The sequence below is a fragment of the Cyanobium sp. Copco_Reservoir_LC18 genome, from assembly GCF_009834675.1.
Lineage (GTDB): Bacteria > Cyanobacteriota > Cyanobacteriia > PCC-6307 > Cyanobiaceae > Cyanobium > Cyanobium minutissimum.
The window spans coordinates 207,114-228,081 of record NZ_ASAC01000004.1 but is presented as its reverse complement, the minus strand read 5'-3'; the positions used below and the strand labels follow the sequence as shown (position 1 = coordinate 228,081).

Sequence of the window (20,968 nt, the reverse complement as noted above, 5' to 3'; positions counted from 1 at the left end):
GCGCCCGATGTCCGCACCGTCCGCCACGCGGGGCCATGCCGCGAAGTTCGTCTTCGTCACCGGCGGGGTGGTGTCCAGCATCGGCAAGGGCATCGTGGCCGCCAGCCTCGGACGGCTGCTGAAGTCCCGCGGCTACAGCGTCTCGATCCTGAAGCTGGATCCCTACCTGAACGTGGATCCGGGCACGATGAGCCCTTACCAGCACGGGGAGGTGTTCGTCACCGAGGACGGCGCCGAGACCGACCTGGATCTGGGCCACTACGAGCGCTTCACCGACACGGCCATGTCGCGCCTCAACAGCGTGACCACCGGCTCGATCTACCAGGCGGTGATCAACAAGGAGCGCCGCGGCGACTACAACGGCGGCACCGTTCAGGTGATCCCCCACATCACCGGCGAAATCCGCGAGCGTATCCACCGGGTGGCGGCCAACAGCGGCGCCGACGTGGTGATCACCGAGATCGGCGGCACGGTGGGCGACATCGAGTCGCTGCCGTTCCTGGAGGCCATCCGCGAATTCCGCGGTGACGTCGGCCGCCACGACCTGGCCTACGTCCACGTCACCCTGCTGCCCTACATCGGCACCTCCGGCGAACTCAAGACCAAGCCCACCCAGCACTCGGTCAAGGAGCTGCGCTCCATCGGCATCCAGCCCGATGTGCTCGTCTGCCGCAGCGACCGGCCCATCAGCACCGACCTCAAGGCCAAGATCGGCGGCTTCTGCGGCGTGCCCGCCGGCGCCGTGATCCAGGCCCTCGATGCCGACAGCATCTATGCCGTGCCCCTGGCGATGGAGAGCGAGGGCCTCTGCCGCCAGGTGCTCGACGTCCTCTCCCTGGTCGACCACGAGAGCGACATGGCCCGCTGGGCGGAACTGGTGGAGAAGCTGCGCCACCCGGGCCCCGCCGTGAAGGTGGCCCTGGTGGGCAAGTACGTCCAGCTCAACGACGCCTACCTCTCGGTGGTGGAAGCCCTGCGCCATGCCTGTCTGGAACGGGACGCCTCCCTCGATCTCCGCTGGATCTGCGCCGAGCAGATCGAGAGCCAGGGTGCCGACGCCCTGCTGCGGGGCATGGATGCCGTGGTGGTGCCCGGGGGCTTCGGCCACCGCGGCGTCGACGGCAAGGTGGCGGCGATCCGCTGGGCCCGCGAACAGCGGGTGCCCTTCCTGGGGCTCTGCCTGGGGATGCAGTGCGCCGTGATCGCATGGGCCCGCCACCAGGCCGGACTGGAGGGGGCCACCAGCGCCGAACTGGATCCCGCCTCGCCCCACCCCGTCATCCACCTGCTGCCCGAGCAGCAGGACGTGGTGGACCTGGGCGGCACCATGCGTCTGGGGGTCTACCCCTGCCGGCTGACGGCGGGCACCATGGCCCAGCGCCTCTATGGCGAGGAGGTGGTCTACGAGCGTCACCGCCATCGCTACGAGTTCAACAACGCCTACCGCTCCCTGTTCCTGGAATCGGGCTACGAGATCAGCGGCACCTCGCCCGATGGCCGCCTGGTGGAGCTGATCGAACTGAAGGACCACCCCTTCTTCACCGCCTGCCAGTACCACCCGGAGTTCCTCTCCCGCCCCGGCAAGCCCCATCCCCTGTTCCGGGGACTGATCGAGGCGGCCCAGCAGCGGCGTGGTGAGGTGGCCGCCCGGAACGGCCAGCAGGCCCAGGCCACTTCCGCTCCCCAGGCGATGCCCGTGCAGGCCTGAGGCCCGCAGGGGATCGGCTCGCCAACAACCTGTTAACCCAGCTTGCTGGTTCGCCCGTAAGCTGGTTTTTGGCAGCCCTGTGCTGATGAAAACGACCTTGGACCTGCCGGACCACCTCGTGCGCCAGGCCAAGCAACGGGCCCTTCAGCAGGGGCGCACCCCCAAGGAAATCGTGGCCGAGTACATCCGTAAGGGTCTCCATGGCGGCCCGGCGGCGTCTCTGCCCATCGCCAGCAATGGGGTGATGGTGGATTCCGCCGGGCTGCCGGTGTTCCGCTGTGAGCCAGCCAGCAATCGGCCGGGAGTTGATCTGGCCACGGCCTTACAACTGGAGAGAAAGGGCCTGGAGCTGGAGGACCTCCGCCGTGCCGGCCTGCCTGCTTGATGTGAATGTGTGGGTGGCGGCGGCCTTCGCGTCCCACCCAGCCCATCACGCCGCCCAGGCGGTGCTGCTTCAGGCCACGCCCGCAGCGCCCGCCCTATTCTGCCGGGCCACCCAGCAGAGCTTTCTGCGGCTGGTCTCCACTCCGGCGATCTGCACGGCCCACCAGGCGGCGTCGATCACGGATCAGGATGCGCTGGCTGCATTGGCGGCCTTTCAGGCCCTGCCCCAGGTGGACCTGGTGGACGAGCCGAGCGGGATCGAGTCGCTCTGGTGGCGTCTGGCCGGTCTGGCGGTGGCCGCACCGAAACGCTGGATGGACGCCTACCTGGCGGCCTTCGCCATCAGCCGCTCCACCCGGAAGGTCTCGTTGGAGCAGGATTTCCGCCAGTTCCTCGGGGCGGGGCTTGACCTGGAACTCCTGCAGGCCGATGTCCATGGCGGCGGTTGAGGTGTCTGCCCCTGCCATGCCCGTGCTGCCCGTGGTGGAAACCTTCCATTCCCTGCAGGGGGAGGGACTCCATGCCGGCCGCAGCGCCTTCTTCATCCGCCTGGCGGGCTGCGACGTGGGCTGTCCCTGGTGCGACACCAAGCACTCCTGGCCGGAGGCGGCCCATCCCACGCGGCCCCTGGCCGACCTGGCGGCGGAGGCCGCCGCCGCCGCCGTCGCCGGTGCCGCCTTCGTGGTGATCACCGGCGGCGAGCCCCTGCAGCAGCCCCTGGACGGCCTCTGCGCGGCCCTGGCGGCAACGGGCCTGCCGCTGCACCTGGAAACCAGCGGCGTGGGGCAGCCCAGCGGCCGCTTCGACTGGATCACCCTCTCCCCCAAGCCCCACCGCCCCCCGGCCGCCGATCTCCTGGCCCGCTGCCATGAGCTCAAGGTGGTGGTGACCTCCCCGGCCGACCTGGCCTTCGCCGAAGCCATGGCCGCCGAGGCGGCCCGCCTGCGTCCGCCCGCCGCCCCCGGCCCCGCTCTCCTGCTCCAGCCCGCCTGGGACGAACCGGTCGGCCGGCAGCTGGCGGTGGCCTACGTGCGCGCCCACCCCGACTGGCGCCTCAGCCTGCAGAGCCACAAGTGGCTGGGGGTGCGCTGAGGCCTCTGGACGGGCTGCGGCGCTGCGGCCTCAGAGGGCCTGGGCCGGCTGCTGCACCTTCTCCGCCTTCCAGAGCCGCCAGCGCAGCTGCAGGTCCTTCGGGGTGTACACCACGATCGGCCGGCTGGCGTCGTAGGGCACCACGAAGGGCTTGCTCCCCATCGGCACGAACACCTTGCGGGTCGCCTGGCCTGGGGGGCAGGCCATCAGGGTCGACACCATCGGCCCCACATCACTCACCGTGTACACGCTGACGCCCAGGCCCTTCACCTTGCTGGCACGGAAGCGGCCGCGGAAGGCCCGCTGGTTGCAGTCGGCCTCCACCTCCCGGCCGGCGATCAGCTGCACCCGCCAGTCGCTCGGGTGGGGGGACAGGCGCGGATCGGCGGTGGGCGGCAGCACGCCGGGCAGCTGGATCACCCAGCGGGTCTGGGCGGCGGTGGGCTTGGGGTAAGGCGTCAGGTCCAGCCGGGGGATGGCCCGGGCGGGCGCCACCGTGAGCGCCAGCAGGGACGGCAGGCTGACGATGACGCTGGCGGTGGCCGCGGCCGCCTTGGCGCGGCGCAGGGCATGGGCCATGGGGAACCTCGGAAGGGACCGGAATCCGGCGCCCCCACCATGGCATCCTCCATCGCGTCCGGTCGCTCCGCCCCCGGCGCCGCTTCCACAATGGGGGGGCCGTCGCGCCCGCTCGCCCCATCACCCGCTCCCCCGCCACGCCCTCCCCACCCCCGCCGCTCGCCATCGCCCTGCTCTCCGGCGGCCTGGATTCGGCCACCGCCGCGGCCCTGGCGATCGAGGCGGGTCACCGGGTGATCGGCCTCTCCTTCGACTATGGCCAGCGCCACCGGCGCGAGCTGGCCGCCGCCGCGGCGGTGGCCGAAGCCCTGGCCCTCGAGGAGCACCACGTGATCGCCGTGAACCTGGCGGCCTGGGGGGGCTCGGCCCTGACCGATCCGGCCATTCCCGTGCCGGACGGCGGCGTGGTGGAGGGGGTGATTCCCAGCACCTACGTCCCCGGACGCAACACGGTGTTCATCGCCCTGGGGCTGAGCCTGGCCGAAGCCCGCGGTGCCACCAGCCTCGTGCTCGGGGTCAACGCGGTGGATTACTCCGGCTATCCCGACTGCCGCCCCGACTATCTCGCCGCCTTCCAGAACCTGGCCGACCTGGCCACCAAGGCGGGGCGCCAGGGCCATGGAGCACGCCTCTGGGCCCCCCTGGTGGCCTGGGACAAGGCCACCATCGTGCGCGAGGCCCTGCGGTTGGGGGTGCCGGTCGCGGTCACCTGGAGCTGTTACAGCGGCGAGGATCTCCCCTGCGGCGTCTGCGACAGCTGCCGCATCCGCGATGCCGCCCTGGTGGCCGCCGGCCGGGCCGACCTGACCAGCGCCGCCGTGCGTGCCGGAGCCGACCGTTGAGGAGCGATCCGCTTCCCTGGCTGGAGCCCCGGGCCCTGGCGAGAGTCCTGGCGGAGCGCTTCGGCCGGGACGGGCTGGTGCTGCTCGACGGTGACGGCAGCCCCCTCGGCTGCCGCGGCGTGCTCGGGGTGGATCCGGTGGCGAGCGTCACCTGCCGGGGGCTGCCGGGCAGTCCGGGGGCGTCCGATCCCTTTGACGTCTTCGCCGATCTGGAGGGCCAGGGGGGACCCTGGCTGGGCTGGCTCGGCTACGAGGCCGGGGCCTGGGTGGAGCCGGCCGGGCACTGGCAGGCCTCCGACATGGCCACCCTCTGGGCGGCCCGCCACGATCCCCTGATCCACTTCGACCGGGGGGAGGGCCGGCTGTGGCTGGAGGGCCGGGACCCGGCCCGGTTCGCGGCCATGGCGGGGTTGCTGGCGGATCCCGCCACGGCGGCGGCGGTGGCCGGGGCCGGCGAGCGCCCGGCCGAGGGGCCCGGCATCAACCGCGGCGCCTGGCACTGGCACACCGATCCGGACACCTATGCCGCCCAGGTGGGGATCCTGCGGGAGTGGATCGCCGCCGGCGACCTCTTCCAGGCCAACCTCACCGCCTGCTGCGAGAGCCTGCGGGAGGAGCCGCCCGATCCGCTGGCGCTGTTCCTCCGGCTGGTGGGCCACGGCCCGGCCCCCTTCGCTGGCCTGGCCGTCGCCGGTGGGGAGGCGGTGATCTCGGCCTCGCCGGAGCGCTTCCTGCGCCTGCACCCCGACGGCCGGGTGGAGACGCGCCCGATCAAGGGCACCCGGCCCCGCCACGCCGATCCCGACGCCGATGCCGCCCGCGCCGCCGAGCTGATCTGCGACCCCAAGGACCGGGCCGAGAACGTGATGATCGTCGACCTGCTGCGCAACGACCTGGGCCGGGTCTGCGTCCCCGGCTCGGTGCATGTCCCCCAGCTGCTGGGGCTGGAGAGCTACGCCCACGTGCACCACCTCACCTCGGTGGTGATGGGACAGCTCGTCGCCGGCCGCGGCCTGGTCGACCTGCTGCGGGCCTGCTGGCCGGGGGGCTCGATCACCGGCGCCCCCAAGGTGCGGGCCTGCCGGCGTCTCAGCCAGCTGGAGCCGGTGCCGCGGGGGCCCTACTGCGGCTCCCTGTTTCACCTGGGGGCCGATGGCGGCTTCGACAGCAGCATCCTGATCCGCACCCTGCTGCAGAAGGATCGGCGCCTGCGGCTGCATGCCGGCGGCGGCATCGTGGCCGACTCCGACCCGGCCGGGGAGGCCCGGGAGATGGGCTGGAAGATCGAGCCGCTGCTGGAGGCCCTGGCATGAGCGGCGGCCCAGCTCCGGCCGGCAGGGCCATCGCCTGGATCGACGGGCCGACACCGGAGGGCACCTGGGGCGATCCGGACCGGCTCTGCCTGCCCCTGAGCGACCGGGGCCTGCTGCTGGCCGATGGCCTGTTCGAGACGCTGCTGGTCGAGGGGGGGGAGCCCCGGCTGCTGGCGGAGCACCTGGAGCGCTGGCGCGGCTCGGCCGCCTGCCTTGGCATGGCGCCACCCCCCGGCGCCGACCGGGTGCGGCCGCTGCTGGCCGAGGCCATGGCCCGCAGTGGCCTGACCGGCAGCGGGGCCCTGCGGCTCAACTGGAGCCGGGGCAGCGGCGCCGGCCGGGGCCTGGCGCTGCCGGGGCCGGACGAACCCCAGGGCCGCCCCCGCTTCTGGCTGCAGCTGAGCCCCTGGAGGCCCGCCTCCACGCCGGTGGCGGTGGTCGTCAGTGGGGTGGAGCGGCGCAACGCCGCCAGCCTCATCAGCCGCTGCAAGACCTTCGCCTACGCCGGCGCCATCCAGGCCCTGCGGGAGGCCCGGGCCGCCGGGGCCGATGACGCCCTGCTGCTCGGCAGCGGCGGCGACCTGTGCTGCGGCACCAGCGCCAACCTGCTGGTGCGGCGCGGGGGTGCGTGGGTCACCCCGCCCCTGGAGAGCGGCTGCCTGCCGGGGGTGATGCGGGGCCGCGGCCTGGCCCTGGGGCTGGTGCGGGAGGAGCGGCTGTCCGTGGCGGACCTGCTGGAGAGCGAGGCGGCCCTGCTGGTCAACAGCCTGGGCGGTCGCCCGATCCGGCGCTGCGGGGCCATCGATCTGCCCGTGCCCGCCGGGGCCTTGGACCTCTGGAGACGGCTGCTGCTGTCGTCATAGGTTGGCCCCAGAATCGATCCATCACGTTGTTCGACGCTGTGGGGGGCCTGGGGTCCCGGAAGCACCTGGCAGGACTGCTGGCCGGCTTGCTCGCGGGCACGGGACTCGCCCTGGCCGGTTGCGGCGCCACCCCGAAGGAGGTGGCCGTTCAGGACGCCAAGCCGGGCGACCTGCTGGTGCAGGTGGACGGCAGCCGGGTGGAGCTGGTGCGGCCTTTCCAGCCCGGCATTGCCAACGGGCTGCACAAGGGTGTGGTGAAGGTCACCTCAGATGGCGGCGATGCCAAGGGCCAGCTGTACGAAACAACGGCGATCTGCAGCGTCAAGGGAGAGCCGGGCTGGCAATCGTATGACAATATCTATGGAGATCCGATCAGCGATCTCAACGCCAAGAGAACATTTCCGGTCAAGGATCGCTGGCAGTTCCTGTTCCATTTCGATGGCCGCACCGAGCAGGTCGGCAAGCTGGATCCCAGCGTCTGGGTGGCGCGATTGAAGGATAATCTCTGCCGCAAAGGGGATTTCGACGACACCTGAGCACTTGGCGGCCGGTGGGCCGGGATGTGCTGCCCTGGAGTTGAGAATGATTCCTGATTCCATTCATTGAAGGGGGCATTGGCGGCCAGTTTCTTGTAGCAATCGACACTTTCGAGCCGCAGGCCATCCTTTTGGATGGATGGGAAATTGCGCCTCGGCTCCTCGATGCCCAAAACACTCTTCTCCGTTGATCTCACCAAGCCGATGGATCAACAGGACATGCCGGGGCACAACCGCTGGCATCCGGAAATCCCTGCTGTGGCCTCGGTGAATCCCGGCGACGTGTTCCGGATCGAATGCAAGGACTGGACCGACGGTCAGATCAAGAACAATGACGACCCCAAGGACATCGAGGATGTGAATCTCGAGGTCGTTCACGTGCTCAGCGGCCCGATCTGGGTCAACGGTGCCCAGCCCGGCGACATCCTGGTGGTCGACATTCTCGATGTCGGTGCCCTGCAGGGGGATGAGTGGGGCTTCACGGGCATCTTCGCCAAGGAGAATGGCGGCGGTTTCCTCACCGATCACTCCCCCAAGGCCGCCAAGGCCATCTGGGATCTCGAAGGCATCTACACCTCCTCCCGCCACATTCCCGGCGTTCGTTTCGCCGGCATCACCCACCCGGGCCTGATCGGCTGCGCCCCCTCCCACGAGCTGCTCAACGAGTGGAACCGTCGTGAAACGGAGCTGGTGAAGACCGCCCCCGACCGCCGCACCTACGGCGCCGGCCTCTCAGGCAGCGAGCCGGTGCTGGCAGCCCTGCCCAACCCCAACAGCGCCATCCTCGGCACCCTCCCCGGCAGCGAGTTCGAGCGGGTGGCCAACGAGGCGGCCCGCACGGTGCCCCCCCGCGAGCACGGTGGCAACTGCGACATCAAGAACCTCACCAAGGGCACCCGGATCTATTTCCCGGTCTACGTCGAAGGGGCCAAGCTGTCGATGGGCGACATCCACTTTTCCCAGGGGGATGGGGAGATCTCCTTCTGCGGCGCCATCGAGATGTCCGGCTATCTCGACCTCCACGTCGAGATCATCAAGGGCGGCATGGCGAAGTACGGCATGGTCAACCCCATGTTCAAGACCAGCCCCGTGGAGCCCCACTACACCGACTACCTGGTGTTCGAAGGCATCTCCGTGGATGAGTTCGAGGGCAAGCAGTACTACATGGACGTCCACATCGCCTACCGGCGTGCCTGCCTCAACGCCATCGAGTACCTCAAGAAGTTCGGCTACACCGGTGAGCAGGCCTACCTGCTGCTGAGCTGTGCGCCGGTGGAAGGCAGGATCAGTGGCATCGTCGACATCCCCAACGCCTGCTGCACCCTGGCCATCCCCACGGGGATCTTCGACAAGGACATCCTTCCCTGCTGATCAGCAGGCTGGTGGGAGGGGCCTGGACACCAGGCCCCTTTTTCTTGTCTGCCACTGTTCCTGTCTGTAACTGTTCGGGCCTGCCTGCGTTCTGGGCGGCCCTTTCCCTTTCCCCTGTCGTTCCCCTGGTCTGGCGATGCCTGTCTACGAATACAGCTGCAGCAACGGCTGCGACAACTATGAGGTCTGGCGCAGCATCGATGAGCGCCACAAGGAAACCAACTGCCCGAGCTGCAGCGCCGAAGGCCTCAGGGTGTTCACACCGGTCATGTCCCTCAGCGGCCCCTTCCGACTGAAGCAGGAGCAATCCGAACCGCGTCTGGTTCGCAAGGAAACCAGGGAAGCCACCGGCAAGCCCCGGCTCAAGGAGAGCGGCACCCGTCCCTGGATGCTCAACCGCGGCTGCTGAGCGCGACACCAAAGCAAAAGTCCCGGGTCGGGCCACCACTGGTGGCCTCGGCCCGGGACGTCCTGTGGCTCCACAGTCCTCAGACCGTGAGGAACTCCTTGATCACGTCGTCGGAGAGCTGGTCGGTCTGGCCGCTGGAGACGATGCCGCCGCGCTGCATGGCGTAATAGAAGTCGGACTGGCGCACGAAGTGCAGGTGCTGCTCCACCAGCAGCACGCTGATGCCGGTCTCCTTCATGATCCGCTGCACCGCATTTTCGATGTCGAGGATGATGGAGGGCTGGATGCCCTCGGTGGGTTCATCGAGGAGCAGCAGCTTGGGCTTGCCCAGCAGGGCACGGGCGATGGCGAGCTGCTGCTGCTGGCCGCCGCTGAGATCACCGCCCTTGCGCTTGAGAAACTTCTCGAGGATCGGGAAGAGATCAAAGATCAGCGGATCGATGTGGCGGTTCTTTTCCAGGCCGCCGGGGAGGGCCTCCATGCCCAGCAGCAGGTTCTCCTTGACGGTCACCTGGGGAATGATGTCCCGGCCCTGGGACACGTAGCCGATGCCGGACCGGGCCCGTTTGTAGGGGGGCTGGTTGGTGAGCTGGCCGTCCTGATAGGTGATCGTCCCGGATCGCTGCTGCAGCAGTCCGATGACGGTCTTGAGGAAGGTGGTCTTGCCGACGCCGTTGCGGCCGATCAGGCAGACCATCTTGCCTTCGTGGATGGTCAGATCCACGTTGCGGAGAATGTGGCTCTCCCCGTAATACACATTGAGGTCGGAGACCTGGAGCAGGGGCTGGGCGCTGGTGGTGGACATGGGCTCGCGGTGGGTGATGGTCGGGAAACGATCAGTGTTCGGGCGGCCCCAGGTAGACCTCGATCACCCGCGGATCGGCTTTGACCTTCTCCAGCGGTCCCTCGGTCAGCACCTGTCCCTGGTGCAGCACGGTGACGTCGAAGCCCAGGTCGCGGATGAACTCCATGTCGTGCTCGATCACCACCACGGTGTGGTCGCCGGCGAGGGACTTGATCAGCTCGGCCGTGCGCAGGGTTTCCTCATCGGTGAGGCCGGCCACCGGTTCGTCCAGCAGGAGAACCTCCGGGGCCTGGGCCACCAGGGAGGCAATGGCGAGCCATTGCTTCTGGCCGTGGGACAGGGAGCCGGCCTTGACGGTGGCGAAGGGCGTCAGGCCCACGTAGTTCATGATCCGGTGCACCTCGTCCTTGGAGGACTGGGGCAGGCCGGAACCGAGCAGGCTGAAGGCGTTCTTGACCGGTGAGGCGGAGAGCTCCAGGTTGCGGAGCACGGTGAGGTTCTCGAACACCCGCGGCGTCTGGAATTTGCGACCGATGCCGCTGCGCGAGATCTGCTGCTCGGAGACGCCAAGCAGCGACTTGCCCTTGAAACTCACCGTGCCTTTGGTGGGACGCACCTTGCCTGTGATGACATCCAGGAAGGTGGTCTTGCCGGCTCCGTTGGGGCCGATGATGGACTTCAGCTCACCCTTGTAGAGCTTCAGGCTGAGGTCGGTGAGGGCATAGAAGCCATCGAAACTCACGCTGACGTCATTGAGCTCGAGTAGAGGTTCTGACATGGACTTCGGAAGGGTGCGGAATCAAAGGAGCGGTCACGGCAGATGGGCCAGGAAGCGTTTTCCTGGGGGACTAATCCACAGGAACGGCCTCCTTGTCGATCTGGGGGTAGGTCTTGGCCTTCTGGGCGATGCCGAAGGCAGCCAGGAAAGTGCGGAAGCCACCCTTGGTGATCCAGCCGTAGATGCCATCGGGCATCAGCACCACCACGAAGATGAACAGGGCCCCCTGCACGAACAGCCAGGCCTCCGGCAGGGCCTCACTCACCAGGCTGCGCAGGTAGTTCACCAGGGTGGCACCGATGATCGGACCCACCAGGGTGCCCCTGCCGCCCACGGCGACCCAGATCACCATCTCGATCGAGAAGGAGATCGACATGTACTGGGGCGAGACGATGCCGGACTGGACGGTGTAGAGGGCTCCGGAGATGCCGCAGAGGGCTCCAGCCACCAGGAAGACAATGGTCTTGAAGGGGACGGGGTTGAAACCGGCGAAGCGCAGGCGGCTCTCGTCGTCACGGATGGCGATCAGGGCATCCCCGAAGCGACCGCTGGTGAAGTAGCGGCAGACCAGAAAGGCCAGGGGCAGCAGCACCACCGTGAGGCGGTAGAACCAGACCTGCATGTCGGGGGAGCCCACCAGCTGGCCGAAGAGTTCGCTGGTGCTGGTCTTGAGGCCGTTGGTGCCGTCAAAGAGTTTCTGCTGGCCGTTGAAGAAGTGAAAGAAGACCATCAGAGCCGCCTGGGTGATGATCGAGAAGTACACCCCCTTGATGCGGTTCCGGAAGATCAGCCAGCCCACCAGGCCCGCCACCACCGCCGGAATCACCCAGAGGGCGATCAGCGTGAACACCGGCGACCAGAAAGGCTGCCAGAAGAATGGCAACTGGTCGACACCGTAGTTCTCAAAGAATTTGGGAATCCCGTTGCCACCCGCCAGGCTCTTGGTGTTGAGCATCAGGTACATGGCCGCCGCATAGCCCCCAAGGGCAAAGAAGATGCCCTGGCCCAGACTCAACAGACCGGTGTATCCCCAGATCAGATCGATGGCCAGGGCCGTGATCGCCAGTGAGAAGTAGCGGCCGAAGAGGTTGAGACGGAAATCATCCAGCGCTGCCGGCAGGATGAACAGGGCGATCGCCAGCAGAATCCAGGGGACGAGTCGTTGGAAGATTTTCACAGGTAGGGCCTCCTGGTGGGGAGATGGAACGGGAAGCTGCAGAGGGGGGGACGGACCGGGTCAGGCATCGACCGAGCGACCCTTCTGGGGGAACATGCCGTTGGGGCGGAACTGCAGGAAGACGATGATGAAGATGAACACCAGCACCAGCGACATGCTGGTGGTGGCGAAGAACTCAATCACCCCTTTCGCCGCCAGCGGCATGTCAGGGAAAATCGTCAGCAGGGTGCCCGAGCCGATCACCGACTGGATGATGCCCAGCAGCAGGGAGGCCAGCACGGTGCCCAGCAGATTGCCGACGCCCCCGAGGACGATCACCATGAAGCAGGAGACGATGTAGGCGGCCCCGAGGTTGGGACCCACCGAGCCAAGCAGGGTGATGGCGCAGCCGGCCACCCCCGCCAGGCCGGAGCCGATGCCGAAGGTGATGCTGTCGACGCGGTCAGTGGGAATACCCAGGCAGTTGCTCATCTGACGGTTCTGGGTGACCGAACGGATGCGGAGGCCCCAGACGCTCTTGTTGAGGAACCAGTAGGTGGCCAGCAGCAACAGGGCGGACAGCAGAATGATGAAGATGCGGAGGCCCGGCAGTTCAATCGTGCCGATCATTCCCCAGCTTCCCTGCAGCCATTTCGGGGCGGTGACATCAATATTCCGCGGGCCGAACCAGGGCTTGGCGAGCGGGCGGACCTGGTCGAAGAGGTTGACGGCCACCAGGCCGATGCCGATGGCGATCGCCCAGCCCAGTCCATTGAGATAGGTGAAGAAGGGCTTGGCGGAGAACTTGGCGGCCAGCAACTTCGAGATAATGAAACCAACGCCGACACCTACGAGGATGCCCAGCATCATGGCCGTCGACACGCTTCGGATCAGCTGGATCAGAATCAGGCTGACCCCCCATGTGGCCAGGAGCGTTTCAAGCGGGCGGCCATAGAGCTGCCGGATCAATGTTCTCTCCAGCAGCACTCCAATCAGTGCTGTCACAATGAAGGACAACACCAGTGAGACCGGAAAATACAATTCGAAGATCACACCACCCATGGGCTTGAAAGCCGATTGCACCACGTAGGTGACATAGGCCCCGAGCATCATGAATTCGCCATGGGCGAGGTTGATGACACCCATCAATCCGAAGACGATGGCCAGGCCCGTTGCTGCCAGCAGCAGCACGGACCCGATGCTGAGGCCATCGAGGATCTGAGAAAAGAAAAGTTCCAACGGAATGAAGGTTGAACGTTAGATCCAGCGCTGCTGAGGCGACGCTGGATCGGGTCGAACGTGGTGGTGGTGTGGTGGACTGGAAAGGGGCGGTTCCCGCAGGAACCACCCGACTTTCATTCCCTCACGGATGGCTCCGTGATCACATCTTGAACTTGCCGGCGTCAGGCCGATCCTGGGTCCAGTCGCAGGTGAAGCCCTTGGTCTCGGGAACGAACTGGTTCCAGGGAATCGGGGGGATGGCCTTGACGCTGTCGTAGAGGATCTTGAACTGGCCGGTGGGTTCCGCTTCGCCGATGAGCACCCGCTCGGAGGTGTGGTGGTTGGGGAACATCTTGATTTCGCCCTGGGGAGCGGCGAAGGTGATCCCGATCATGTTTTTGCGCACCGCTTCGAGATCCTCGAAGGTGCCCGCCTTCTCCACGGCATTCTTCCAGAGGTACACCATGTTGTAGGCGGATTCGGCCGGGTCACCCACAACGCGGTCGGCCCCGTACATCGCCTGGAAGTCGGCGGTGAACTTCTTGGAGGCCGGGGTGTCCAGGCTCATGAAGTAGTTCCACGCGGCGTAGGTGCCGGTGGTGTACTCGGGACCGATCTGACGGATCTCCTCCTCGGCGATGGAGAAGGACATGATCGGGTACTTGGCCGGATCGATGCCCGAAGCCTTGAACTGCTTGAAGAGGGCGACGTTGGAGTCACCGTTCAGGGTGTTGATGATGATCCCGCCATCCGGGAAGGCCTTCTTGATCTTGGCGATGATCGGAGCCACCTCGGTGTTGCCGAGGGGGATGTAGTCCTCGCCGACGGTCTCACCGCCAAGGGCCTTCATCTGCTCCTTGATGATGGTGTTGGCCGTGCGCGGATAGACGTAGTCGGAACCGACCAGGTAAACCTTCTTGCCGAGTTTGTCGCCGAACTTGTCCATCAGCCACTGAACCGCGGGCTCAGCCTGCTGGTTGGGAACAGCGCCGGTGTAGAAGATGTTCCTCGAACACTCCTGACCCTCGTACTGGATCGGGTAGAAGAGGATGTGGTTCTTCGACTCGAAGACCGGCAGCATCGCCTTGCGGCTGGCGGAGGTCCAGCCGCCGAAAACGACGGCAACCTTGTCGGAGTCGATCAGTTTCTGGGCCTTCTCGGCGAAGGTGGGCCAGTCGGAGGCGCCATCTTCGGAAACGGCAACGATCTTGTAGGACTTGCCGCCGACCTTGACGCCGCCGGCGTCATTGATTTCCTTGATCGCCATCTCTTCGACTTCTTTCAAAGTCGTTTCGGAGATGGCCATGGTGCCGCTGAGGGAGTGAAGGATGCCGACCTTCACTTCACCGTCAAAATTGCCGCCGGACCCGGACTCGCCCCCGCAGGAGACGAGGGTTACGCTCACGGCAGTTGCGGCGATTGCAGCTGCCAGTCGCCTTGAAAGATGCAGAGACATTGATGCCTGTTCAAGATGAATTGTAGTCGCCGTAACCGACGGCAAAGGGAAAGGTACGGAAGGACGTGGCTACCCCCGGTATCCGATGAGACAGAAAGAGCCCCAGGGCCTGCCGGGGTGAGGATTTGCACGTCACCAAGCTGTCGATATGTTGCATTACCTACGGTTTAGGTGATCAACGCCTGAAAGACGAATACCGGATTTTTGGTCCGCTCTGGCGGCTCAGGCCGCCGCAGGGTCGGGCAGCTGCCGCAGCAGGAAGCTTTCGACCCGGTCCAGTCCCTCGCCACTGCGCAGATTCGTGAAGCACCAGGGGCGACCGCCGCGCATGCGTTCGGTGTCGCTCTCCATCACGGCCAGGCTGGCCCCGACCATGGGGGCCAGGTCGATCTTGTTGATCACCAGCAGGTCGGAACGGGTGATGCCGGGCCCCCCCTTGCGGGGGATCTTGTCCCCGGCGGCCACGTCGATCACGTAGATGCACAGATCCACCAGCTCCGGGCTGAAGCTGGCCGCCAGGTTGTCGCCGCCGCTCTCCACCAGCACCAGGTCGAGGTCCGGGAAGGCCTCCTCCAGCTCCTGCACAGCCGCCCGGTTGATCGAGCAGTCCTCCCGGATGGCGGTGTGGGGGCAGCCGCCGGTCTCCACGCCCCGGATACGCTCCGGGGCCAGGGAGCCGGCGCGGGTGAGGAACTGGGCGTCCTCCTGGGTGTAGATGTCGTTGGTGACCACCGCCAGCTGCAGCCGTTCCCGCAGCCTCCGGCAGAGGGCGTCCACCAGGGCCGTCTTGCCCGATCCCACCGGACCGGCCACGCCCACCCTCAGTTTGCTGCCCATCGCCCCGGTCCAGGATCGGTGCCATCCTGACGCCAGCGCCGAGGGCTGCGGTGGGGGACGGACCGATGCCGACGCTGATCCGTCGCTTCGAGCGCCTGGATGCCCGACTCGTCGCCTCCGTCACGGGCATGGGGGTTGTGGTCTGCCTGGGGTTCATCGAGCTGCTGCGCAGCCCCCTGCAGCAGCTCTCCAGGGTGACGATCGAACTGCTGGCGGTGCGGGCCCTGCTGTTTCTGGCCCCACTGCTGGTCAGCCTGCTGCTGCTGCTGCGGGATGGCCCGCTGCTGCTGGGCCGCCGTCGCCCCCCCGCCTCCTGGGGGCCCGACCTGCTGGCCAGCGGCCTGATGAGCGTCGTGCTGCTGCTTTATTTCATGGCGGCGGTGGTCATCACCGCCAGCCTGTTGCTCAACCAGGGGGATGGGGTGGGGGAGGTGGGCTTCCTGATCGGCCAGCTGGAGCCGGCCCGCTTCGCCTCCGCGCTGGCCAGGGCGGCCGCCTATGGCGGGATCTGTGCCGCCATCTGCCTGCACCAGGCCGGGCGCAGCTCCGCCGGCGCCGCGGCGATGGCCTCCGGCATGGCCCGGTCGCTGCGGCTGGGCATCGGGGTGATGGTCTGCCTCGATGTGCTCTGGTCGATCGTCGTCGATCCCCTGCGCATGGGAGGGACCTGACCGTGACCACCGCCGCTCCCGCCCCCGCCCCGCCGCGGCGCCCTGGGCCCCAGAGCCTGGTCTTCCTGGCCGGCGCGGTGGCCCTGCTGGGGGTGTTCGTGTTCGGGATCGCCCGCTCCGGCAACTGGCTCGCCCCCAGCGTCCGCCTGCAGTTCCGCACCCTCGACGCCGCCGGCCTGCAGACGGGCATGGCGGTGCGCATCTCGGGATTCGCGGTCGGCCAGGTGCGCCGGATCGTGCTGCAGCCCGACGCCCAGGTGCTGGTGGAGCTGGAGCTGCGGGACCCCTACCGCTCCATGGTGGGTCGCCGCAGCCGGGCCGAACTGGCCCAGCTGGGGCTCCTGGGCGACAGCTACATCGCCATCACGCCCGACCCGGCGGCGATCGGCCAGCCCCCGATCGGTGATGGCGAGACGCTGGTGTTCACCAGCCGCCCCGACATCGACGACCTGATCGCCGAGGTGGCCAGCAGCCGCATCCCCCTGCAGCGGGCCGTCAGCAGCGGCCTGACGCTGGCGGAGACCCGCCTGCCCCGCAGCCTTGATGAGCTCGACCGCACCCTGGTCGCCAGCCGCCGCCTGGCGACACGCCTGGAGGCGGACACCCGGCGCAGCAGCAGCGAGCTCAACCGCACCCTGGGGGCCACCCGGCAGCTGGCGGAGCGCCTCGAAGGGCGCGCCGATGGCACTGCCGCCGACCTGTCGGCCCTGATCAAGCGCCTCGAGAGCACCGAATCCCAGACGCGGCCGCTCCTGCTCCAGACCCTGCGCGAGCTCTCCACCATGGCCGCCGCCACCAACCGCCTGGTGAAGACGCTCAACGAGAGCTGGGTGATCGAACTGATCGAGCGGACCGGGGAACCCCGAACCGAGCCGGGCCGCTGATCACCACGACGGCCGCCGGCGGCGTCACCCCTCCACCCGGTCGGCCTGGCGCAGCAGCTCGGGCGGGAACGTCACTCCGATGGCCCGGGCCGTGCGGCGATTCAGCAGCAGCAGCTTCTCGGTCACCGGCTCGAAGGCCATCGTGGCGGGGGATCGGCCACGCAGCACCTGCACCGCCAGGGCTCCGGCCTGGGCCCCGTCGGCCTCCGGATCCCAGCCCACCACCGCCAGGCACCCCGGCGTGGCGATGTCGGACGGGTCGACGGAATAGACCGGCAGGCGATGGCGCAGGCCGGCCGCCGCCAGGGCCGGGAAGCCCACGCTGGTGGCGTAGTCGCCCACCCGCACCAAAGCCCCCACCCGGTGGCTGGCCAGGGTGTCGGCGGCCCGGGTCACCTCCGCCGGCCCGGCCACCGGCTCGACCATCACCACCAGGGAGCGCGGCGCCGCTTCCCGGCGCAGCAGCTCGGCTTCGAAGCTGGCGTTGGCCTCGGAGGGGTTGTAGACGAGACCCACACTGGCCAGGCCGGGCGTGATCCGACGGGCGAGATCGAGCTGCTCGGCCAGGGGATTGGTGCTGACCGTGCCCACCACATGGGGCCGGTGGCGGGTGTAGCTGGTGCCGGCCCCGGCCCCCCAGGGGTTGGAGCAGTAGCAGAACACCACGGGCACCCGCGCCGGGGCGATGGCCAGGATCGCCGCCAGGGGCGGGGTGCCGATGGCCACGAGCAGGTCGACCCCGGCCTCCAGCAGCTCCGCCACCTGGGCACGGCAGGTGGCCATGCTGCCCGCGGCGAAGCGCTCCAGCAGGGTCACGCCGGCCGGTGCCCGGAAGCCGCCCCCGGCCAGGCCCCGCACGAAGCCGCGGCGGGCGGCATCGGGGCCGGCCCCCCGCACGTACTGGACGATGCCCAGCCGTGGCGGACCCGGCGGCCGGCGGCGGGCGTGGCAGCCGGCGGCCAGGAGGGTTCCGGTGGCGGCGGCCCCGGCCAGCAGGCCCAGCGCCTGGCGCCGGCTGGCCCCTGCCGTCGTGGCCATCAGCTGCGGAACAAACGGGAATACAGCTCACCATGACCCAGCTGGGCCAGACCCGCCCCCACCCCCCCGTTCCAGAGGGCTTCGGGATCGGCCGCCACCAGCTCCGCCGCCCGGGCGGCGACGGCGGGCGCCAGGGCCAGCTGCAGCCGCTGGGCTTCGGTGGGTCCCAGGGGCACGAGTCGCACGGCGGCGCTGAGCTGGGTGGCGATCCAGCCGTAGAGGTAGGCCTCGACCACCTCCTCGGGCCCGATCTCCAGGGCCACCCCGGCCCAGGCCCAGGCCGCCGGCCAGGCCAGCCGGGCGGGCCGCTCCCCGGGCAGGGGCCGGTCCAGGTCGGCCAGCAGCTGCAGCAGCGAGCGGCCCATCTGGCGCTGCTGGGCCCGCACCTCGGCCGCCTCCCGCTGGGCCAGCAGCCAGCCGTCCAGGTCCAGCACTTCCCCACGGGCCGGCCCCTCCGGGGACTCACGCCAGCGGGTGAGCGCCTGCATCAGCCGGCCCAGGCTGGCGGCCTCGATCGCCAGCGCGCCCCGGGCCAGCTCCGCCTCCAGCCAGTGGGCCACCGCCTCGGCGTCGGCCAGCTCGCCGGCCTGCACAAGCACCTCCAGCCCCTCGGAGTAGCTGAAGGCCCCCACCGGCAGGGCGGGACTGACGAGCTGGAACAGCCGCAGCCGGGTGAGGCTCATGGGTGGGGATGGCCATGGTGGTCATGGGCGTGGTGGTGGTCGTGGCCGGACGGTGCGTAGGCCCCGGCTTCGGGCAGAAACGGCCCGGTGATCCGCTCCACCGTCAGTCCCCGATGCCGCAGCAGATCCTCGAGCACGCTGTCGATGCCCAGCCGCAGCTCGTCGCGGCGCAGCTCCAGGGCCACATGGCGGTTGCCCAGGTGATAGGCCGCCTGCAGCAGGGCCAGGGGATCGGAGGCCCGCGCCACCAGCAGCGGCTCCGGGGCCGCCTCCACCACCACCAGGGGGCCGCCGCCCTCGGGGGCCAGGCGGTCGCCGGGCTCCAGGGCGGCGCCGCGGGGCAGCTGCAGCAGCAGGTCCCGTCCACAGGCGCTGCGGCGATGGCCCCGCAGGCTGGTGCGCTCGTCGGCCCGGAGCGGCAACCGCAACGGAGGCTCCGGCCACGGCTCCGGCTCCGGCCCCTGGTGCCGGCCCAGGCACCGCACCAGCACCAGGGGCCCGGTGCCATCGGCAACCGTTGCACTGGAAGCCGTGCCGTCGGAGACCGGGGGTCCGGGCATGGGGCAGGCCAGGGAGAGGGCCATCCACCCTGGCCAGCCATCGGCCGCCGGCCATGTGTCGGGTGCTACCGAATCCAGCCCCCCGGGGACCCACCATCGGCGCCATGCAGCTCACCGCCCCTGCCCCCTGGAGAGCCCAGGCCCGGCTTCGTTTCGAGACCGGCATCGGCTTGGACGTTGCCACCCGGCACCAGGGCGGGGCGACGGCGCCGCTGAAGATCCAGCGGGCCTTCGCCGCCGCCGATGGCCGCTGCGAACTGCCCCTGCTGCACACCGGCGGCGGCCTGGTGGGCGGCGATGAGCTGGCCATCGAGGCCGATCTCGCCGCCGGCAGCCGCGCCCTGATCACCAGCGTGGCGGCCCAGAAGGTCTACGGAACCGTGGGCCGCTCCCGCCGGGTCCCCGCCGGCAGCTGGACCCATCAGACGCTCGATTTCACTCTGGCGACCGGGGCCGATCTGGAGTGGCTGCCCCAGGAGCTGGTGGTCTTCCGGGATGGCCTGTTCCAGCAGACCTGCCGGGTGGAGCTGGCCGAAGGGGCCAGCTGGCTGGGGGCGGAGGTGGTGCGGCTGGGGCGCAGCGCCGACGGCGAGACGCTCGGCTCCGGCCGCTGGCGCTCGCTGCTGGAGATCCGGCGGCAGGGGCAGTGGGAACTGGTGGACCGGCTCGAGCTGGGCGGCGCCAGCCTGGAGAGCCCCCACGGGCTGGGGGGGCAGCCGGTGTTCGCCAGCCTGGTGTGGGCCGCCCCCGGGCCGGTGGGCGAGCCCCTGCTGGAGGCCTGCCGCGCCGAGCGCCACGGGCTGGAGGGGGCGATGGCCTGTGGCCGGCTGGAGCGGGGCCTGGTGGCCCGCTACCGGGGGCGCTCCACCCAGGCGGCCCGCTTCTGGTTCACGCGCATCTGGGCCCGGATCCGGGCCGAGCGGGGCCTGGCGGCTCCGGTGCTGCCCCGGGTCTGGCCGTTCCAGGAGCAGCCCCTGAACCAGGAGCCCCTGCCGGTGTCCACGGCCCGCAGCTGGTGACCCCCCGGCCTGACGCAACGCAACACCGGCCCTAGGTTCGCCCCAGGCGCCGTCCCCCGATGCATCGCTTCCAGCTTTCCCTGCAGGCCCTGGGCCAGGCGCGCCAGCTGATCGCCGTGGGGCGCAGCCAGGGGGATCTCGCCCGGATCGCCGACCTGGTGGACAGCTTCCTGGACACCCCCCAGATGGACGCCTGCATCGCCCGTTTCCGGGCCCTGCCGGGCGGGGCGGCGATGATGGACGAGCGTTATCCGCCGCTGCAGCCGGACCTGGAGCGGCTCGAGGCGCTGCCGGAGGGGAGCCTGGGCCACCGCTATGCCGCCCTGATCCGCCGCTTCAACTACGACCCCGAATTCTTCCGCCCCCGTCCCGTCGACACCGAGGGCCGCTGGCTCACCCAGCGGATCGCCACCACCCACGACATCCACCACTTGGTCAGCGGTTTCGGCACGACGCCGGTGGGGGAGAACGGCGTGCTGGCCATCACCGCCGTGCAGATCGGCTTCCCCGCCTACGTGAGCCTCACCCACGCCGCCCAGATCGCCGGGTTCCGCTTCAGGCTCGACGGCTACGCGACCCTGAGCCGGGCCATCAGCCACGGCACTACCATCGGCTTCACCGCCCATCCCTTCGCCACGGTCCGCTGGGAGGAGGGCTGGGAGCTGCCGGTGGCGGAGTGGCGCCAGCGGCTGGGGGTGACCCTGCCGGCAGACGGGGAGCCCTATGGGATCGACCAGCCCTGAGCGGCCGCGGGGCCGACCAC

Annotated in this window: 24 protein-coding genes; 14 read left to right on the top strand and 10 right to left on the bottom strand. The window is 69.0% G+C overall.

Annotation, left to right across the window (positions count from 1 at the left end; translation table 11 throughout):
• Positions 1 to 7 precede the first annotated feature (7 nt).
• The 4 genes from L107_RS02360 (at position 8) to L107_RS02345 (ending at position 3,184) form a co-directional block, all read left to right on the top strand.
• On the top strand, positions 8 to 1,708 hold the full coding sequence (locus tag L107_RS02360) for a CTP synthase (protein WP_159816274.1): 1,701 nt from the start codon (positions 8 to 10) through the stop codon (positions 1,706 to 1,708).
• Positions 1,709 to 1,793: 85 nt separating this feature from the next.
• On the top strand, positions 1,794 to 2,093 hold the full coding sequence (locus L107_RS02355; RefSeq protein WP_159816273.1) for a hypothetical protein: 300 nt from the start codon (positions 1,794 to 1,796) through the stop codon (positions 2,091 to 2,093).
• Positions 2,074 to 2,541 (top strand): TA system VapC family ribonuclease toxin, encoded by a 468-nt coding sequence (locus L107_RS02350; RefSeq protein WP_159816272.1) that lies wholly within the window; start codon positions 2,074 to 2,076, stop codon positions 2,539 to 2,541. Before L107_RS02355 ends, L107_RS02350 begins: the two co-directional genes overlap by 20 nt.
• A 16-nt stretch (positions 2,542 to 2,557) precedes the next feature.
• The gene (locus L107_RS02345) at positions 2,558 to 3,184 is read left to right on the top strand and encodes a 7-carboxy-7-deazaguanine synthase QueE (RefSeq protein WP_159816271.1); all 627 of its coding nucleotides are present in this window, start codon (positions 2,558 to 2,560) and stop codon (positions 3,182 to 3,184) included.
• A 30-nt stretch (positions 3,185 to 3,214) separates the two neighbouring features.
• Here the strand turns inward: L107_RS02345 and L107_RS02340 are convergent, their stop codons facing one another.
• Positions 3,215 to 3,763 carry an ecotin family protein gene (locus L107_RS02340; RefSeq protein WP_159816270.1) on the bottom strand — a complete coding sequence of 183 codons (549 nt, stop codon included), beginning with the start codon at positions 3,761 to 3,763 and terminating at the stop codon, positions 3,215 to 3,217.
• A 119-nt stretch (positions 3,764 to 3,882) separates the two neighbouring features.
• Between L107_RS02340 and queC the strand changes: the two genes are divergently transcribed.
• The 6 genes from queC (at position 3,883) to L107_RS02310 (ending at position 9,097) form a co-directional block, all read left to right on the top strand.
• Positions 3,883 to 4,605: a 7-cyano-7-deazaguanine synthase QueC gene (queC, locus tag L107_RS02335; RefSeq protein WP_159816314.1), complete on the top strand. Its 723-nt coding sequence runs from the start codon at positions 3,883 to 3,885 to the stop codon at positions 4,603 to 4,605.
• The gene (locus L107_RS02330) at positions 4,602 to 5,918 is read left to right on the top strand and encodes an anthranilate synthase component I family protein (RefSeq protein WP_159816269.1); all 1,317 of its coding nucleotides are present in this window, start codon (positions 4,602 to 4,604) and stop codon (positions 5,916 to 5,918) included. The genes queC and L107_RS02330 overlap by 4 nt, the downstream gene beginning before the upstream one ends.
• Complete coding sequence (locus tag L107_RS02325) at positions 5,915 to 6,781, top strand: aminotransferase class IV (RefSeq protein ID WP_159816268.1); 867 nt, start codon at positions 5,915 to 5,917, stop codon at positions 6,779 to 6,781. Before L107_RS02330 ends, L107_RS02325 begins: the two co-directional genes overlap by 4 nt.
• 86 nt (positions 6,782 to 6,867) lie before the next feature.
• Positions 6,868 to 7,317 carry a hypothetical protein gene (locus tag L107_RS02320; RefSeq protein ID WP_236550450.1) on the top strand — a complete coding sequence of 150 codons (450 nt, stop codon included), beginning with the start codon at positions 6,868 to 6,870 and terminating at the stop codon, positions 7,315 to 7,317.
• 165 nt (positions 7,318 to 7,482) lie between these two features.
• Positions 7,483 to 8,688 (top strand): formamidase, encoded by a 1,206-nt coding sequence (gene fmdA, locus L107_RS02315; RefSeq protein WP_159816267.1) that lies wholly within the window; start codon positions 7,483 to 7,485, stop codon positions 8,686 to 8,688.
• Positions 8,689 to 8,824: 136 nt separating this feature from the next.
• Positions 8,825 to 9,097, top strand: a complete 273-nt coding sequence (locus tag L107_RS02310) for an FmdB family zinc ribbon protein (protein ID WP_106219602.1) — start codon at positions 8,825 to 8,827, stop codon at positions 9,095 to 9,097.
• 79 nt (positions 9,098 to 9,176) lie between these two features.
• On the opposite strand, the gene urtE is transcribed toward L107_RS02310, so the two are convergent.
• The 6 genes from urtE to ureG form a co-directional block, all read right to left on the bottom strand.
• Complete coding sequence (gene urtE / locus L107_RS02305; protein WP_106219601.1) at positions 9,177 to 9,902, bottom strand: urea ABC transporter ATP-binding subunit UrtE; 726 nt, start codon at positions 9,900 to 9,902, stop codon at positions 9,177 to 9,179.
• A gap of 31 nt (positions 9,903 to 9,933) precedes the next feature.
• Positions 9,934 to 10,680 (bottom strand): urea ABC transporter ATP-binding protein UrtD, encoded by a 747-nt coding sequence (gene urtD / locus L107_RS02300; protein ID WP_106219600.1) that lies wholly within the window; start codon positions 10,678 to 10,680, stop codon positions 9,934 to 9,936.
• A 70-nt stretch (positions 10,681 to 10,750) separates the two neighbouring features.
• The gene (gene urtC / locus L107_RS02295; RefSeq protein WP_159816266.1) at positions 10,751 to 11,857 is read right to left on the bottom strand and encodes an urea ABC transporter permease subunit UrtC; all 1,107 of its coding nucleotides are present in this window, start codon (positions 11,855 to 11,857) and stop codon (positions 10,751 to 10,753) included.
• Between the two features lie 60 nt (positions 11,858 to 11,917).
• Complete coding sequence (locus tag L107_RS02290) at positions 11,918 to 13,075, bottom strand: urea ABC transporter permease subunit UrtB (protein WP_159816265.1); 1,158 nt, start codon at positions 13,073 to 13,075, stop codon at positions 11,918 to 11,920.
• A 142-nt stretch (positions 13,076 to 13,217) separates the two neighbouring features.
• Positions 13,218 to 14,513, bottom strand: coding sequence for an urea ABC transporter substrate-binding protein (gene urtA / locus L107_RS02285; protein WP_159816264.1), 1,296 nt, complete (start codon positions 14,511 to 14,513; stop codon positions 13,218 to 13,220).
• A 222-nt stretch (positions 14,514 to 14,735) separates the two neighbouring features.
• A complete protein-coding gene (gene ureG / locus L107_RS02280; RefSeq protein WP_015110084.1) occupies positions 14,736 to 15,350 on the bottom strand; it encodes an urease accessory protein UreG in 615 nt (204 codons plus the stop codon).
• 65 nt (positions 15,351 to 15,415) lie between these two features.
• Here ureG and L107_RS02275 point away from each other — a divergent pair, with 65 nt between their 5' ends.
• Together L107_RS02275 and L107_RS02270 are read left to right on the top strand one after the other, a co-directional pair.
• On the top strand, positions 15,416 to 16,021 hold the full coding sequence (locus L107_RS02275) for a hypothetical protein (protein ID WP_159816263.1): 606 nt from the start codon (positions 15,416 to 15,418) through the stop codon (positions 16,019 to 16,021).
• 2 nt (positions 16,022 to 16,023) lie between these two features.
• Positions 16,024 to 16,905, top strand: a complete 882-nt coding sequence (locus L107_RS02270) for an MlaD family protein (RefSeq protein ID WP_159816262.1) — start codon at positions 16,024 to 16,026, stop codon at positions 16,903 to 16,905.
• Positions 16,906 to 16,929: 24 nt separating this feature from the next.
• Here the strand turns inward: L107_RS02270 and L107_RS02265 are convergent, their stop codons facing one another.
• The 3 genes from L107_RS02265 to ureE are packed head-to-tail and all read right to left on the bottom strand — an operon-like array spanning position 16,930 to position 19,186.
• Positions 16,930 to 17,943, bottom strand: coding sequence for an ABC transporter substrate-binding protein (locus L107_RS02265; protein WP_159816261.1), 1,014 nt, complete (start codon positions 17,941 to 17,943; stop codon positions 16,930 to 16,932).
• Positions 17,943 to 18,626: an urease accessory protein UreF gene (locus L107_RS02260; RefSeq protein ID WP_159816260.1), complete on the bottom strand. Its 684-nt coding sequence runs from the start codon at positions 18,624 to 18,626 to the stop codon at positions 17,943 to 17,945. The genes L107_RS02265 and L107_RS02260 overlap by 1 nt, the downstream gene beginning before the upstream one ends.
• A complete protein-coding gene (gene ureE, locus L107_RS02255; protein ID WP_159816259.1) occupies positions 18,623 to 19,186 on the bottom strand; it encodes an urease accessory protein UreE in 564 nt (187 codons plus the stop codon). Before ureE ends, L107_RS02260 begins: the two co-directional genes overlap by 4 nt.
• Positions 19,187 to 19,290: 104 nt before the next feature.
• On the opposite strand from ureE, the gene L107_RS02250 reads away from it, so the two are divergent.
• Positions 19,291 to 20,205: an urease accessory protein UreD gene (locus L107_RS02250; RefSeq protein WP_159816258.1), complete on the top strand. Its 915-nt coding sequence runs from the start codon at positions 19,291 to 19,293 to the stop codon at positions 20,203 to 20,205.
• A 59-nt stretch (positions 20,206 to 20,264) separates the two neighbouring features.
• Complete coding sequence (locus tag L107_RS02245; RefSeq protein ID WP_159816257.1) at positions 20,265 to 20,948, top strand: Coq4 family protein; 684 nt, start codon at positions 20,265 to 20,267, stop codon at positions 20,946 to 20,948.
• Positions 20,949 to 20,968 lie beyond the last annotated feature (20 nt).